Genomic DNA, 13324 nt, shown 5'->3' on the forward strand with positions numbered 1-13324 from the left:
AGCGTGGCCGGACCGACGACCGCCCAGCGCGGTGCAGGGCAGCAGACGGACAACCCGGCCCGCCCGTCGCGCCCCACCGGGCGCAGACGGCCCAGCCGCAGACTGCTGCTCGTGATCGCCGTCGCCGCCCTGCTGCTCGCCTCGGGCGTCGTCTGGGCGCTCTACGGCTCGTCCTGGTTCCGGGTGGAACAGGTCAGGACCACCGGTGTCGACGTGCTGACCTCCGCGGAGGTGGAGTCCGCCGCGGCGGTGCCGATCGGCGCCCCGCTGATCTCCGTGGACACGGGCGCCATGGCCGCCCGGTTGCGCCAGAAGTTGCCTCGTATCGACTCGGTGGATGTCGTACGGTCATGGCCGCACGAAATCGGACTTAAAGTGACCGAACGACAGCCGGTCCTGTTGGTGAAGAAGGGCGCAAAGTTCATTGAAGTGGACGCAAAAGGCGTCCGCTTCGCCACGGTGGACAAAGCGCCCGGGCGCGTACCCCTGCTGGAATTGACACCCGATCAGTCAGCCAGCCTGCGCCGCTTCGGCAGTGGCCGGCTGGTGCGGGAAGCGGTCCGGGTCGCGGGCGGACTTCCCCGCGCAGTCGCCAACGACACCCAGGTCGTACGGGTCACTTCGTACGACTCGATCTCCCTGCGACTGACCGGGGGTCGTACGGTGGTCTGGGGTAGCGGCGAGGAGGGGCCGGTGAAGGCAAGAGTTCTCACCGCTCTCATGAAAGCGGCTCCCAAAGCGGGACACTTCGACGTGAGTGCACCCACCGCTCCCGCCGTCTCGGGTGGTTGACACGCATTTGTCCTGGCCAGCACCCTGGTTGGTCAGCGCTACGGGTGATCACATAGGGTGAAAAGAAAAACGGGAGGTTCGGCGTGTTCGTTGAACGTGCGCCACTTGTCGACTTAGTGTCCTGTTCGGAAGAGTCCAAGAAGCAGACACACTGGTAACCCTAAACTTCAACGTTAGGGTTTGGGTCGGCGTCGGACCGTCCCAATCGGCATCCGTCGTCGCGGCGGGACTACCGCGAAGCGACGACACGTAAATCGAGGCGAGAGGCCTTCGACGTGGCAGCACCGCAGAACTACCTCGCAGTCATCAAGGTCATCGGTGTCGGCGGCGGTGGTGTCAATGCCATCAACCGAATGATCGAGGTCGGTCTCAAGGGCGTCGAGTTCATCGCGATCAACACTGATGCGCAAGCCCTGTTGATGAGCGACGCCGACGTCAAGCTCGACGTCGGCCGTGAACTCACCCGTGGCCTCGGCGCCGGGGCGAACCCGGCCGTCGGTCGCAAGGCGGCAGAGGACCACCGTGAGGAGATCGAGGAGGTCCTCAAGGGGGCCGACATGGTCTTCGTCACCGCCGGAGAAGGCGGCGGCACCGGCACCGGCGGCGCACCCGTCGTCGCCAACATCGCGCGCTCGCTCGGCGCCCTGACGATCGGCGTGGTCACCCGCCCGTTCACCTTCGAGGGCCGGCGTCGCGCGAACCAGGCGGAGGACGGCATCGCCGAGCTCCGCGAAGAGGTCGACACCCTCATCGTCATTCCCAACGACCGACTGCTGTCCATCTCGGACCGCCAGGTCAGCGTGCTCGACGCGTTCAAGTCGGCCGACCAGGTGCTGCTCTCGGGTGTCCAGGGCATCACCGACCTCATCACCACCCCGGGTCTGATCAACCTCGACTTCGCCGACGTCAAGTCGGTCATGTCCGAGGCCGGATCGGCACTCATGGGCATCGGCTCGGCCCGCGGCGACGACCGGGCGGTGGCCGCCGCGGAGATGGCGATCTCCTCGCCGCTCCTGGAGGCGTCCATCGACGGCGCCCGCGGTGTCCTGCTCTCCATCTCCGGCGGCAGCGACCTCGGCCTCTTCGAGATCAACGAGGCGGCCCAACTGGTGAGCGAGGCGGCACACCCCGAGGCGAACATCATCTTCGGTGCGGTCATCGACGACGCACTGGGAGATGAGGTCCGGGTCACCGTGATCGCCGCGGGCTTCGACGGCGGGCAGCCGCCCGCCCGTCGCGAGAACGTCCTGGGTGCGGGTGCCGGGAAGCGCGAGGAGTCGGCGCCGCCGGTCCGGGCCGCCGAGCCGGTGCGCCAGACGGGCGGACTCGGTTCCGTCACGCCGCGCGAGGAGCTCCAGGCCCCGGCCGAGTCCGTACCGGTGGCGAACGAGATCCCGATGTCGCCGGTCTCGACGCCGCACGTCCCGCCGGCCCGTCCCTACCAGGACTCCCAGGCCGAAGAGCTGGATGTCCCGGACTTCTTGAAGTGATAACTCAGCACCACGCAGTGACCCCGGAGTCATCGGGGTATCGCGCTCACTTCGCCTTCACCGACAGGTGGGGCGGGGTGAGCGCCGCTCCGTACGGGGAACTCAACCTCGGCGGCGCGGTCGGCGACCAGCCCGCAGCCGTTCTCGCCAACCGGGAGGCGGCCGCCCGGGGTCTCGGTCTCGATCCGGCGCGGGTCGTCTGGATGAACCAGGTGCACGGGCGGGACGTGGCCGTCGTCGACGGACCCTGGGGAGAGCGTGCGGAGGCCCCCGCGGCGGACGCGGTGGTGACCGCGCGACGCGGACTCCCGCTCGCCGTTCTCACCGCGGACTGCACCCCCGTCCTTCTCGCCGACCCGGTCGCCGGGATCGCGGCGGCGGCACACGCGGGCCGCCCCGGTCTGGTCGCCGGAGTCGTCCCCGCCGTCGTCGAGGCCATGGTCGGGCTCGGCGCGGACACCTCCCGGATCACCGCGCACACCGGACCGGCCGTCTGCGGACGGTGTTACGAAGTCCCGGCTGAGATGCGGTCCGATGTCGCCGAAGCCGTTCCCGCATCGTGGTCCGAGACGAGCTGGGGGACACCGGCCGTGGACGTCACCGCCGGAGTTCACGCCCAACTCGAGGCCCTGGGGGTGCGCGACCGGCACACGTCGCCGGTCTGCACCCTCGAATCGGGCGACCACTTCTCGTACCGCCGCGACCGCACCACCGGGCGGCTCGCCGGATATGTCTGGTTGGACTGATAGGGCATGACGGATCGTAGGACTCAACTCGCGGAAAATCTGGCACAGGTGGAGGAACGTATTGCTTCCGCCTGTATCGCCGCCGGTCGCAAAAGAGAAGAAGTGACCCTCATCGTGGTCACGAAGACCTACCCCGCGAGCGACGTGCGGATCCTGCATGAACTCGGTGTGCGTCATGTCGCGGAGAATCGTGACCAGGACGCCGCACCCAAGGCGGCCGCTTGTGCGGATCTGTCGCTCACATGGCACTTTGTCGGACAACTGCAGACGAATAAGGTTCGTTCTGTTGCGAGTTATGCCGATGTCGTGCAGTCCGTGGACCGGGCCAAGTTGGTCACGGCCCTCTCGGCCGCCGCGGTGCGCGACGGGCGCGAACTCGGGTGCCTCATCCAGGTCGCACTCGACGCGGAGAGCGGCGAGCGCGGGGACCGGGGCGGCGTCGCGCCGGACGGGATCGAGGAGTTGGCTGCCGCGGTGGAAGCGGCGCCGGGGCTCCGGCTCGACGGTCTGATGACCGTCGCACCGCTCTCCGGACCGTACGCGGGACGGCAACGGGCGGCATTCGACCGGCTGATGGAATTCTCATCCCGCCTGCGCGGGAACCATCCGGCTGCGAACATGGTCTCTGCCGGAATGAGTGCGGACCTCGAGGAGGCGATTGCGGCCGGAGCGACACATGTACGCGTCGGTACCGCGGTACTCGGAGTCCGACCCGGGCTCCGGTAACGTCGCCAAGCAAGTCGGACCACAGCAGAAAATATGGTCATTCCCGCCGATGGCGGGCAGGCCTGAGTGGATCGCGGGCACTTGGTGACAGATGCCGATCCACCACAGAGCGGAGGACTCAGAGCATGGCCGGCGCGATGCGCAAGATGGCGGTCTACCTCGGCCTCGTGGAGGACGATGGGTACGACGGCCCGGGGTTCGACCCCGACGACGAATTCGAACCCGAGCCGGAGCCGGAGCGCGACCGGCGGAGGCATCAGCCCGCGCATCAGGTGGAGCGGGACCGCGAGCGGGACGAACCGGTACGAGTGGTGCAGCCGCCCGCGCAGCGGGAGCCGGTTCAGATCCCGGCGGAGAGCGTGCGACCCGCCCGGATTGCACCCGTGGCATCCATCACACCTGAACGCCCGAACATGGAGAAGAACGCACCGGTGATCATGCCCAAGGTTGTGTCCGAGCGGGAGCCCTACCGCATCACCACGTTGCACCCCCGGACCTACAACGAGGCCCGTACCATCGGGGAACACTTCCGTGAGGGCACTCCGGTGATCATGAATCTCACGGAGATGGACGATACGGACGCGAAGCGACTTGTCGACTTTGCCGCAGGACTCGTCTTCGGTCTCCATGGCAGCATTGAACGGGTGACGCAGAAGGTGTTCCTGTTGTCGCCTGCTAACGTCGATGTCACGGCGGAGGACAAGGCCCGCATCGCTGAGGGCGGATTCTTCAACCAGAGCTGAGAACACGACACCAGGAACAACCCGGCCGCAAGGCCGGAGCTACGAGAGCCAGGGGAGAGGGAAGCGCGAAATGGGCGTCGCACTGCAGGTTGTCTATATCGCGTTGATGTGTTTCCTCATCGTGCTGATCTTCCGGCTGGTCATGGACTACGTCTTCCAGTTCGCACGTTCATGGCAGCCCGGCAAGCCGATGGTGGTGCTTCTCGAGGCCACCTACACTGTCACCGATCCACCGCTCAAGCTTCTGCGGCGGTTCATTCCGCCGCTGCGTCTCGGGGGCGTGGCACTCGACCTGTCCTTCTTCGTTCTGATGATCATCGTTTACATCCTGATCTCGATCGTGACCAGGCTGTGAACGATACGGTCTTGCCGACTGCCGACGACTACGTAGAGGTGAAGAAGAGATGCCGCTGACCCCCGAGGACGTGCGGAACAAGCAGTTCACGACCGTCCGCCTCCGAGAAGGCTATGACGAGGACGAGGTCGATGCCTTCCTCGACGAGGTCGAGTCCGAGCTGACCCGCCTGCTCCGTGAGAACGAGGACCTGCGCGCCAAGCTGGCCGCCGCCACGCGTGCCGCCGCGCAGAACCAGCAGCAGGGTATGCGCAAGCCGGAGCCGCAGGACCGGCCCGGTGCACCTGTGCCCGCCGCCATATCTGGTCCGCCGGTCCAGCAGCAGCCCCCGCAGATGGGTCCGCCCCAGCTGCCCGGTGGTGCTCCGCAGCTGCCCGCCGGTCCCAGTGGTCACGGCCCCCAGCAGCACGGCCCCGGCCCGCAGGGCCAGCACGGCCCCGGCCCGATGCAGGGCGGTCCCATGGGTGGCCCGATGGGCGGTCCCATGGGTCACGCGCCGCAGCAGATGCAGCAGATGCAGCAGCCGCAGATGCAGCAGCCCGGTCAGGGCCCCGGTGGCGACAGTGCCGCCCGTGTCCTCTCGCTCGCGCAGCAGACCGCCGACCAGGCGATCGCGGAGGCCCGTTCCGAGGCCAACAAGATCGTCGGCGAGGCGCGCAGCCGTGCCGAGGGCCTGGAGCGCGACGCGCGTGCCAAGGCGGACGCGCTGGAGCGGGACGCGCAGGAGAAGCACCGCGTGGCAATGGGCTCGCTGGAGTCGGCCCGCGCGACGCTGGAGCGCAAGGTCGAGGACCTGCGTGGCTTCGAGCGCGAGTACCGGACCCGGCTGAAGTCGTACCTGGAGAGCCAGCTGCGTCAGCTGGAGACCCAGGCCGACGACTCGCTGGCCCCGCCGCGGACTCCGGCGGCCGCTTCGCTGCCGCCGTCGCCCTCGCTGGCTCCGGCCGGTGCGGGTGCCATGGGTCACACCATGGGCGGCAACCACGGTGGTCACGGCGGTCCTCAGATGGGCGGCAACCCGTCCATGGGCGGTGGGCCTTCCTACGGCGGCCAGCAGCAGATGTCGCCGGCGATGACTCAGCCGATGGCACCGGTGCGGCCGCAGGCGCCGCAGCCGATGCAGCAGGCGCCGTCGCCGATGCGTGGGTTCCTGATCGACGAGGACGACAACTGAGCGGGTTGCGCGCGCTGAGCGCGTAGCCGTCGGCAGGCTGAGGGCCGGGCCCCGGGGTTTTCCCCGGGGCCCGGCCCTTTGCCGTGGGCGACCCCGCTGCGCGGGGCTGGGTTCAGCCCCGGACCCCGGACCCCGGTCCTCGAACGACGGACGGGCTGAATACTGCCCTCGATCGCCGGTGGGGCCCGATGGTGCAGCGCGCAGGGGGATCTCCCGCCCAGGCGGAAGAACCAGCCCCTCCGCCGTTCGGGGACGGGGGCCCGGGGGCAGCGCCGCAGGCTTCGGAGCAGCGAAAGGGCCCGGCCGGAACGTGTCCGGCCGGGCCCTCGGTGCGTGGTGACTACTGCTCCGACTTGCGGAGGCGGAAGGTGAGGGCCAGGCCCTCGTCCTCGAACGGAGTGCCGTACGCCCCGTCCGCCTCGCCCTGCGCGTAGTCCAACGCCAGCACCTCGTCCGCGATGAGCGGCGCGTGCTCGGTCAGCGCCTCGACCGTCGCGGGGGACGTGGACGTCCAGCGGACGGCGATGCGGTCCGCCACGTCCAGGCCGCTGTTCTTGCGGGCCTCCTGGATCAACCGGATCGCGTCACGGGCCAGGCCCGCACGCCGCAGCTCCGGGGTGATCTCCAGGTCGAGCGCGACCGTCGCGCCCGAGTCGGACGCCACCGACCAGCCCTCGCGCGGCGTCTCGGTGATGATCACCTCGTCGGGGGCGAGGGTGACTGTCTCGCCGTCGACCTCGACCGACGCCGTGCCCTCGCGCAGGGCCAGGGAGAGCGCAGCCGCGTCGGCGTTCGCGACCGCCTTCGCCACCGCCTGGACGCCCTTGCCGAACCGCTTGCCCAGTGCCCGGAAGTTCGCCTTCGCCGTCGTGTCGACCAGCGAGCCGCCGACCTCCGAGAGGGAGGCGAGCGAGGAGACGTTCAGCTCCTCGGTGATCTGGGCGTGCAGCTCGGGAGAGAGCGACTCGAAGCCCGACGCCGCGACCAGGGCGCGGGACAGCGGCTGGCGGGTCTTGACGCCCGATTCGGCGCGCGTGGCGCGGCCGAGCTCTACCAGGCGGCGCACCAGCGCCATCTGCGTGGAGAGCGCCGGGTCGATCGCAGCCAGGTCCGCCTTCGGCCAGGAGGACAGGTGCACCGACTCCGGGGAGTCCGTGGTCACCGGGACGACAAGGTCCTGCCAGACCCGCTCGGTGATGAACGGGGTCAGCGGGGCCATCAGACGTGTGACCGTCTCGATGACCTCGTGCAGCGTGCGCAGAGCCGCCTTGTCGCCCTGCCAGAAGCGGCGGCGGGAGCGGCGCACGTACCAGTTGGACAGGTCGTCCACGAACGCGGACAGGAGCTTGCCGGCGCGCTGGGTGTCGTACCCCTCCAGTGCCTGCGTGACCTGGTCCACCAGCGCGTTCAGCTCGCTGAGCAGCCAGCGGTCAAGGACCGTGCGGTCCGCCGGGGCCGGGTCGGCCGCGGACGGCGCCCAGTTCGACGTGCGCGCGTACAGCGCCTGGAAGGCGACCGTGTTCCAGTACGTGAGGAGGGTCTTGCGCACGACCTCCTGGATCGTGCCGTGGCCCACGCGCCGCGCCGCCCACGGGGAGCCGCCCGCCGCCATGAACCAGCGGACCGCGTCCGCGCCGTGCTGGTCCATGAGCGGGATCGGCTGGAGGATGTTGCCCAGGTGCTTGGACATCTTCCGGCCGTCCTCGGCGAGGATGTGGCCCAGGCAGACCACGTTCTCGTACGAGGACTTGTCGAAGACCAGCGTGCCGACGGCCATCAGGGTGTAGAACCAGCCGCGGGTCTGGTCGATCGCCTCGGAGATGAACTGCGCCGGGTAGCGGCTCTCGAACAGCTCCTTGTTCTTGTACGGGTAGCCCCACTGCGCGAACGGCATCGAGCCCGAGTCGTACCAGGCGTCGATGACCTCCGGGACGCGGTACGCCTCCAGCTGGCAGTTCTCGTGCGAGCAGGTGAACGTGATCGCGTCGATGAACGGACGGTGCGGGTCCAGGTCCGACTGGTCGGTTCCGGTGAGCTCGGTGAGCTCGGCACGGGAGCCGACGCAGGTGAGGTGGTTGTCCTCGCAGCGCCAGATCGGCAGCGGGGTGCCCCAGTAGCGGTTGCGGGACAGCGCCCAGTCGACGTTGTTGTTCAGCCAGTCGCCGAAGCGGCCGTTCTTGACCGAGTCGGGGAACCAGTTGGTCCTCTCGTTCTCTTCGAGGAGCCGGTCCTTGATGACGGTCGTACGGATGTACCAGGACGGCTGCGCGTAGTAGAGCAGCGCGGTGTGGCAGCGCCAGCAGTGCGGGTAGCTGTGCTCGTAGGGGACGTGGCGGAAGAGCTTGCCGCGGACGGCCAGGTCCTCGGTGAGCGCCTCGTCGGCCTTCTTGAAGAAGACGCCGCCGACCAGCGGCAGGTTCTGCTCGAAGGTGCCGTCGGGGCGGACCGGGTTCACGACCGGCAGGCCGTAGGCGCGGCAGACCTTGAGGTCGTCCTCACCGAAGGCGGGGGACTGGTGGACCAGACCCGTACCGTCCTCGGTCGTCACGTACTCGGCGTTGACGACGTAGTGCGCCGGGGCGCTGTCGCTCGGGAAGTCGACGAGGGCGAACGGGCGCTCGTACGTCCAGCGCTCCATCTCGCGGCCGGTGAAGGACTGGCCGGTGAGCTCCCAGCCCTCGCCGAGTGCCTTCTCCAGGAGGGGCTGGGCGACGACGAGCTTCTCCTCGCCGTTGCTCGCGACGACGTACGTGACGTCGGGGTGCGCGGCGACGGCGGTGTTGGAGACCAGGGTCCACGGGGTGGTCGTCCAGACCAGCAGCGCGGCCTCGCCGGCCAGCGGGCCGGAAGTGAGCGGGAAGCGTACGAAGACCGAGGGGTCGACGACCGTCTCGTAACCCTGGGCCAGCTCGTGGTCCGAGAGGCCGGTGCCGCAGCGCGGACACCACGGTGCGACGCGGTGGTCCTGGACCAGCAGGTCCTTGTTGAAGATCTCCTTCAAGGACCACCAGACGGAGTCGATGTACGACGGGTCCATCGTGCGGTACGCGTCGTCCAGGTCGACCCAGTAGCCCATCCGGGTGGTGAGCTCGGTGAACGCGTCAGTGTGGCGGGTCACGGACTCGCGGCACATGGCGTTGAACTCGGCGATGCCGTACGCCTCGATGTCCTTCTTGCCGTTGAAGCCCAGTTCCTTCTCGACCGCGAGCTCGACCGGCAGTCCGTGGCAGTCCCAGCCGGCCTTGCGGCCCACGTGGTAGCCCTGCATGGTGCGGAAGCGGGGGAAGACGTCCTTGAAGACGCGGGCCTCGATGTGGTGGGCGCCGGGCATGCCGTTGGCGGTCGGCGGGCCCTCGTAGAAGACCCACTCGGGGCGGCCCTCGGACTGTTCGAGGCTCTTGGCGAAGACCTTGCTCTCGCGCCAGAATTCGAGCACGGCGTGCTCCAGCGCGGGAAGGTCGACCTGGGCGGGTACCTGGCGGTACTGCGACGATGTCATGGGCGAGATTCCTCCGGCGGACGTGTTCCACTTCCGTCGGAGGGACGAGAACCGTGCGGTTCCCGCGGTACCACCCTCCTTGGCCCCGGGCGTGCGCCCGTGGCCCCCTCATTGGGGTCGCGATGCCGGTTCTACTTGCCTTGCGGCGTTCTTCCGACGGCTCCGGGTGATCTTCACGACGCGCTCGCCCCCGGGCTTCCACCGTCCCCGGGTCGCTCCTGGCTGCGTACGACGCTACTCGTCCCATCCACGCCTCTCGCTGGGCCCAGTGTACGGGCCCGTACGGGCGACGGCCGACCGGTTTATCCGGGGGTGCGGGCGTGACCCGAATGGCGAGACGGGGCATGCGGAGTCCCGGCGGGGGAGCGGAGGGCGGATTACCGGGCGGGGAGCTGGGAACAACGGTTTCAGGCGCCCGCTGATCCGACACGGGGAGAGGCGATTCGGCGGCGTGCCCCGTTGCCGCGGGGCTGGGGTCGATTTATCGTCCCAGCACGATTCGCGTGCAAGATCACAATATGTGAAGGGGCCGCGGCCATGGTGGCGAAGAAGACCGCCGTACAGAAGTCGGCGTCAGCGAGATCCACGGGCGTGGCGGCCGAGGAGACGAACCCAGACACGGGCACGGAGACCGTCCTGGAGCCGGTTCCAGTGAAGGCCGCGGCGAGGAAGACCGCGGCGAAGAAGACCGCGGCACGGAAGACGGCCGCGCACGAGGCGGACGGAGAGCGAACGGCCGACGGTGACACCGGCGGCGGGCACGCGGCACCTGGCACGAAGGCCGCTGCGAGGAAGAACGTGGTCAAGAAGGCTTCGAAGAAGGCCGCTGCGGCGGCCACGGGGGCGGCCGAGGCCGCCGAGCAGACGGGAGCCCACACGGTGGTAGCCAAGAAGAGCGCAGCCCGGACCCGCACGTCCGGCAAGGACGGGTCGCCGGTGCCGCCCGCCCGGGTCGCCGCCGCGACGGCGCCCGGGGATCTGGCCGTACGGCCGGGCGAGGACCCCTGGACGACGGAGGAGGTTGCCGAGGCGCGGGCCGCGCTGACCAGCGAGGTCATGCGGCTCCGCAGCGAGCTGGAGGCGTCGGGTGCGGCGCTCGCCGGGCTGATGCGCGACTCCGGTGACGGGGCCGGTGACGACGAGGCGGACACCGGCACGAAGAACATCACCCGTGAGCACGAGATGGCGCTCGCCGCCAACGCCACGGAGATGCTGGAGCAGACCGAGCGGGCGCTGACCCGGCTCGACGCGGGGACCTACGGACTGTGCGAGATCTGCGGCAATCCGATCGGCAAGGCGCGGATGCAGGCGTTCCCCCGGGCGACGCTCTGTGTCGAGGACAAACAGAAGCAGGAGCGTCGCGGCTGATTCAGGGAGGTGTGTCGTACCCTCGTCTTCGGTCAGGAACCTAGGTTGAGGGACTCACGTGGCAGAGGCGGAGCGCATCATCGGTACGCCGGACATCCCTGATGCTGAGGGGACCGGGGGCCCCGAGGACGCGGTGCGGGGTGAGCCCGGGGGTACGGGCGCGGACACGGACCGGGCCGAAACCCCCGGCAAGGGCAAGCGGAAGATCATGGTGCTCTTCGCCGTGGCTGCCTTCGCCTATCTGCTCGACCTGATCAGCAAGATGATCGTGGTCGCGAAGCTGGAGCACCAGCAGCCCGTCGAGATCTTCGGCGAGTGGCTGCGCTTCGACGCGATCCGGAACGCGGGCGCCGCCTTCGGCATCGGCGAGGCGTTCACGGTGATCTTCACCGTCATCGCGGCGACGGTGATCGTGGTCATCGCCCGCCTCGCCCGCAAGCTCTACAGCCTGCCGTGGGCGATCGCGCTCGGTCTGCTGCTCGGCGGTGCGCTCGGCAACCTCACCGACCGGATCTTCCGCTCGCCCGGCCTGTTCAAGGGCGCGGTGGTGGACTTCATCGCCCCCGCGCACTTCGCCGTCTTCAACCTCGCGGACTCCGCCATCGTCTGCGGCGGCATCCTGATCGTGATCCTTTCCTTCCGGGGCCTGGACCCCGACGGCACCGTGCACAAGGACTAGCAGCGGCAAGGCATACTCGACTGGTGAGTACGTATCCCGAGGTCCGCACCCTGCCCGTTCCCGACGGTCTGGAAGGCGAGCGTGTCGACGCCGCCATTTCCCGCATGCTCGGCTTCTCCCGCACCAAGGCCGCCGAGCTGGCCGCTGCCGGGAAGGTGCAGGTGGACGGCGCTGTGGTCGGGAAGTCCGAGCGGGTGCAGGGCGGTGCTTGGCTGGAAGTGGAGATGCCGCAGGCACCCGCTCCGGTGCAGATCGTCGCCGAGCCCGTCGAGGGCATGGAGATCGTGCACGACGACGACGACATCGTCGTGATCGTGAAGCCGGTCGGGGTCGCAGCCCACCCGAGCCCCGGCTGGACCGGCACGACGGTCATCGGCGGTCTCGCCGCGGCCGGTTACCGGATCTCGACCTCGGGCGCCGCCGAGCGCCAGGGGATCGTCCACCGCCTCGACGTCGGCACCTCGGGCCTGATGGTCGTCGCCAAGTCCGAGCGGGCCTACACACTGCTGAAGGGCCAGTTCCGCGACCGGGTCGTCGAGAAGAAGTACCACGCGCTGGTCCAGGGTCACCCGGACCCGATGAGCGGCACCATCGACGCCCCCATCGGGCGCCACCCGACGCACGACTACAAGTGGGCGGTCACGGCCGAGGGCAAGCCCTCCGTGACGCACTACGACCTGATCGAGGCGTACCGGTCCGCGAGCCTCCTCGACATCAAGCTGGAGACGGGCCGTACGCACCAGATCCGGGTGCACATGTCCGCCCACCGCCACCCCTGCGTCGGCGACCTGACGTACGGCGCCGACCCGACGGTGGCCAAGCGCCTCGGGCTGACACGGCAGTGGCTGCACGCGGTCCGGCTCGGCTTCGAGCACCCGTCGGACGGCAACTGGGTGGAGTTCGCCAGCAGCTACCCGGACGACCTGCAGCAGGCCCTCGACAGGATTGCGGCGGAGAGCCAGTGACCACCGGAACCCCGGCCCCGTACACCACGCGCACAGCCGTCGACGAGAGCGACCTCGCGGCCTGCTTCCAGGTCCGTAAGGAGGTCTTCGTCGGCGAGCAGAACGTGGCCGAGGAGATCGAGTACGACGCCTACGACGCGGACGCGGTGCATGTGATCGCCGTCGCGGCGGACGGTGCGGCGCTCGGCACGGGACGGTTGCTGCACGGCGCGGGCGTGGCCGCCAAGACCGGTGGCGACCTCACCGTCGGCTCGCTCGGACGGCTCGCGGTGACCAGCCGGGCGCGCGGTCTCGGGGTCGGCGCGGCGCTGGTCCGGGCCATCGAGGACGCGGCCCGCGGTCTCGGACTGGCCGCTGTGGACCTGCACGCCCAGACCCATGCGCTCGGCTTCTACGAGCGACTCGGGTACGTGGCGTACGGCCCCGAGTTCCCGGATGCGGGGATCCCCCACCGGGCGATGCGCCGCAGCCTGTAGTTCACACCGGGCGCCGCTCCGGTCGGACGAACCGGAACGACACCGTCGCGCATGTCTCCGTCAGCCCGGCAGACCCCGGGGCGTCCAGGTCCCGTTCGACGACACGTCGCGCGGACCCGGCTCCCGGCGACGCGCGCCGTGCGGTGTGATCACCGCGGCGCCGCCGCGCGGCAGGGTGACCGAGATCCGGCCGGGACCGGAGTCCCGCCGGCGCAGCGGGCGCCCGTGCGCGTCCCGTACGTCGATGCGGCCCGTGATCGAGTGCTCCAGGGTCAGCGGTGCGCCGGCCTCGCTGTGCACCCGTACCCACG

13 protein-coding genes are annotated in these 13324 nt (G+C 69.5%); 11 read left to right on the plus strand and 2 right to left on the minus strand.

Features of this window, described 5'->3' with window-relative positions; translation table 11 throughout:
- Positions 1-3 precede the first annotated feature (3 nt).
- From OH809_RS31200 to OH809_RS31230, 7 genes are all read left to right on the plus strand, one after another.
- Complete coding sequence (locus OH809_RS31200; RefSeq protein ID WP_406418613.1) at positions 4-792, plus strand: cell division protein FtsQ/DivIB; 789 nt, start codon at positions 4-6, stop codon at positions 790-792.
- 275 nt (positions 793-1067) lie between these two features.
- Complete coding sequence (gene ftsZ / locus OH809_RS31205; RefSeq protein WP_406418611.1) at positions 1068-2282, plus strand: cell division protein FtsZ; 1215 nt, start codon at positions 1068-1070, stop codon at positions 2280-2282.
- Complete coding sequence (gene pgeF, locus OH809_RS31210; protein WP_406418609.1) at positions 2279-3028, plus strand: peptidoglycan editing factor PgeF; 750 nt, start codon at positions 2279-2281, stop codon at positions 3026-3028. The genes ftsZ and pgeF overlap by 4 nt, the downstream gene beginning before the upstream one ends.
- Before the next feature lie 6 nt (positions 3029-3034).
- On the plus strand, positions 3035-3754 hold the full coding sequence (locus OH809_RS31215) for a YggS family pyridoxal phosphate-dependent enzyme (RefSeq protein WP_406418607.1): 720 nt from the start codon (positions 3035-3037) through the stop codon (positions 3752-3754).
- A gap of 125 nt (positions 3755-3879) precedes the next feature.
- The gene (locus OH809_RS31220) at positions 3880-4497 is read left to right on the plus strand and encodes a cell division protein SepF (protein WP_030972886.1); all 618 of its coding nucleotides are present in this window, start codon (positions 3880-3882) and stop codon (positions 4495-4497) included.
- Between the two features lie 70 nt (positions 4498-4567).
- The gene (locus OH809_RS31225) at positions 4568-4852 is read left to right on the plus strand and encodes a YggT family protein (RefSeq protein ID WP_037697102.1); all 285 of its coding nucleotides are present in this window, start codon (positions 4568-4570) and stop codon (positions 4850-4852) included.
- Positions 4853-4901: 49 nt separating this feature from the next.
- The gene (locus tag OH809_RS31230) at positions 4902-6026 is read left to right on the plus strand and encodes a DivIVA domain-containing protein (protein WP_406418605.1); all 1125 of its coding nucleotides are present in this window, start codon (positions 4902-4904) and stop codon (positions 6024-6026) included.
- A gap of 340 nt (positions 6027-6366) precedes the next feature.
- Here OH809_RS31230 and ileS read toward each other — a convergent pair whose 3' ends face one another.
- The gene (gene ileS / locus OH809_RS31235; protein WP_406418603.1) at positions 6367-9525 is read right to left on the minus strand and encodes an isoleucine--tRNA ligase; all 3159 of its coding nucleotides are present in this window, start codon (positions 9523-9525) and stop codon (positions 6367-6369) included.
- Between the two features lie 537 nt (positions 9526-10062).
- On the opposite strand from ileS, the gene OH809_RS31240 reads away from it, so the two are divergent.
- From OH809_RS31240 to OH809_RS31255, 4 genes are read left to right on the plus strand one after another with little or no spacing between them, the layout of a single operon-like run.
- Entirely contained in the window at positions 10063-10893 is an 831-nt protein-coding gene (locus tag OH809_RS31240; RefSeq protein WP_406515950.1) for a TraR/DksA family transcriptional regulator, read from the plus strand.
- Positions 10894-10951: 58 nt separating this feature from the next.
- Positions 10952-11572, plus strand: a complete 621-nt coding sequence (lspA, locus tag OH809_RS31245; RefSeq protein WP_406418600.1) for a signal peptidase II — start codon at positions 10952-10954, stop codon at positions 11570-11572.
- Between the two features lie 23 nt (positions 11573-11595).
- Positions 11596-12537, plus strand: coding sequence for an RluA family pseudouridine synthase (locus tag OH809_RS31250; protein ID WP_406418598.1), 942 nt, complete (start codon positions 11596-11598; stop codon positions 12535-12537).
- Positions 12534-13013, plus strand: a complete 480-nt coding sequence (locus OH809_RS31255; RefSeq protein WP_406418596.1) for a GNAT family N-acetyltransferase — start codon at positions 12534-12536, stop codon at positions 13011-13013. Before OH809_RS31250 ends, OH809_RS31255 begins: the two co-directional genes overlap by 4 nt.
- Positions 13014-13073: 60 nt before the next feature.
- Here OH809_RS31255 and OH809_RS31260 read toward each other — a convergent pair whose 3' ends face one another.
- Complete coding sequence (locus OH809_RS31260; RefSeq protein ID WP_406418594.1) at positions 13074-13313, minus strand: hypothetical protein; 240 nt, start codon at positions 13311-13313, stop codon at positions 13074-13076.
- Positions 13314-13324 lie beyond the last annotated feature (11 nt).

The organism is Streptomyces sp. NBC_00873, assembly GCF_045207415.1.
Lineage (GTDB): Bacteria > Actinomycetota > Actinomycetes > Streptomycetales > Streptomycetaceae > Streptomyces.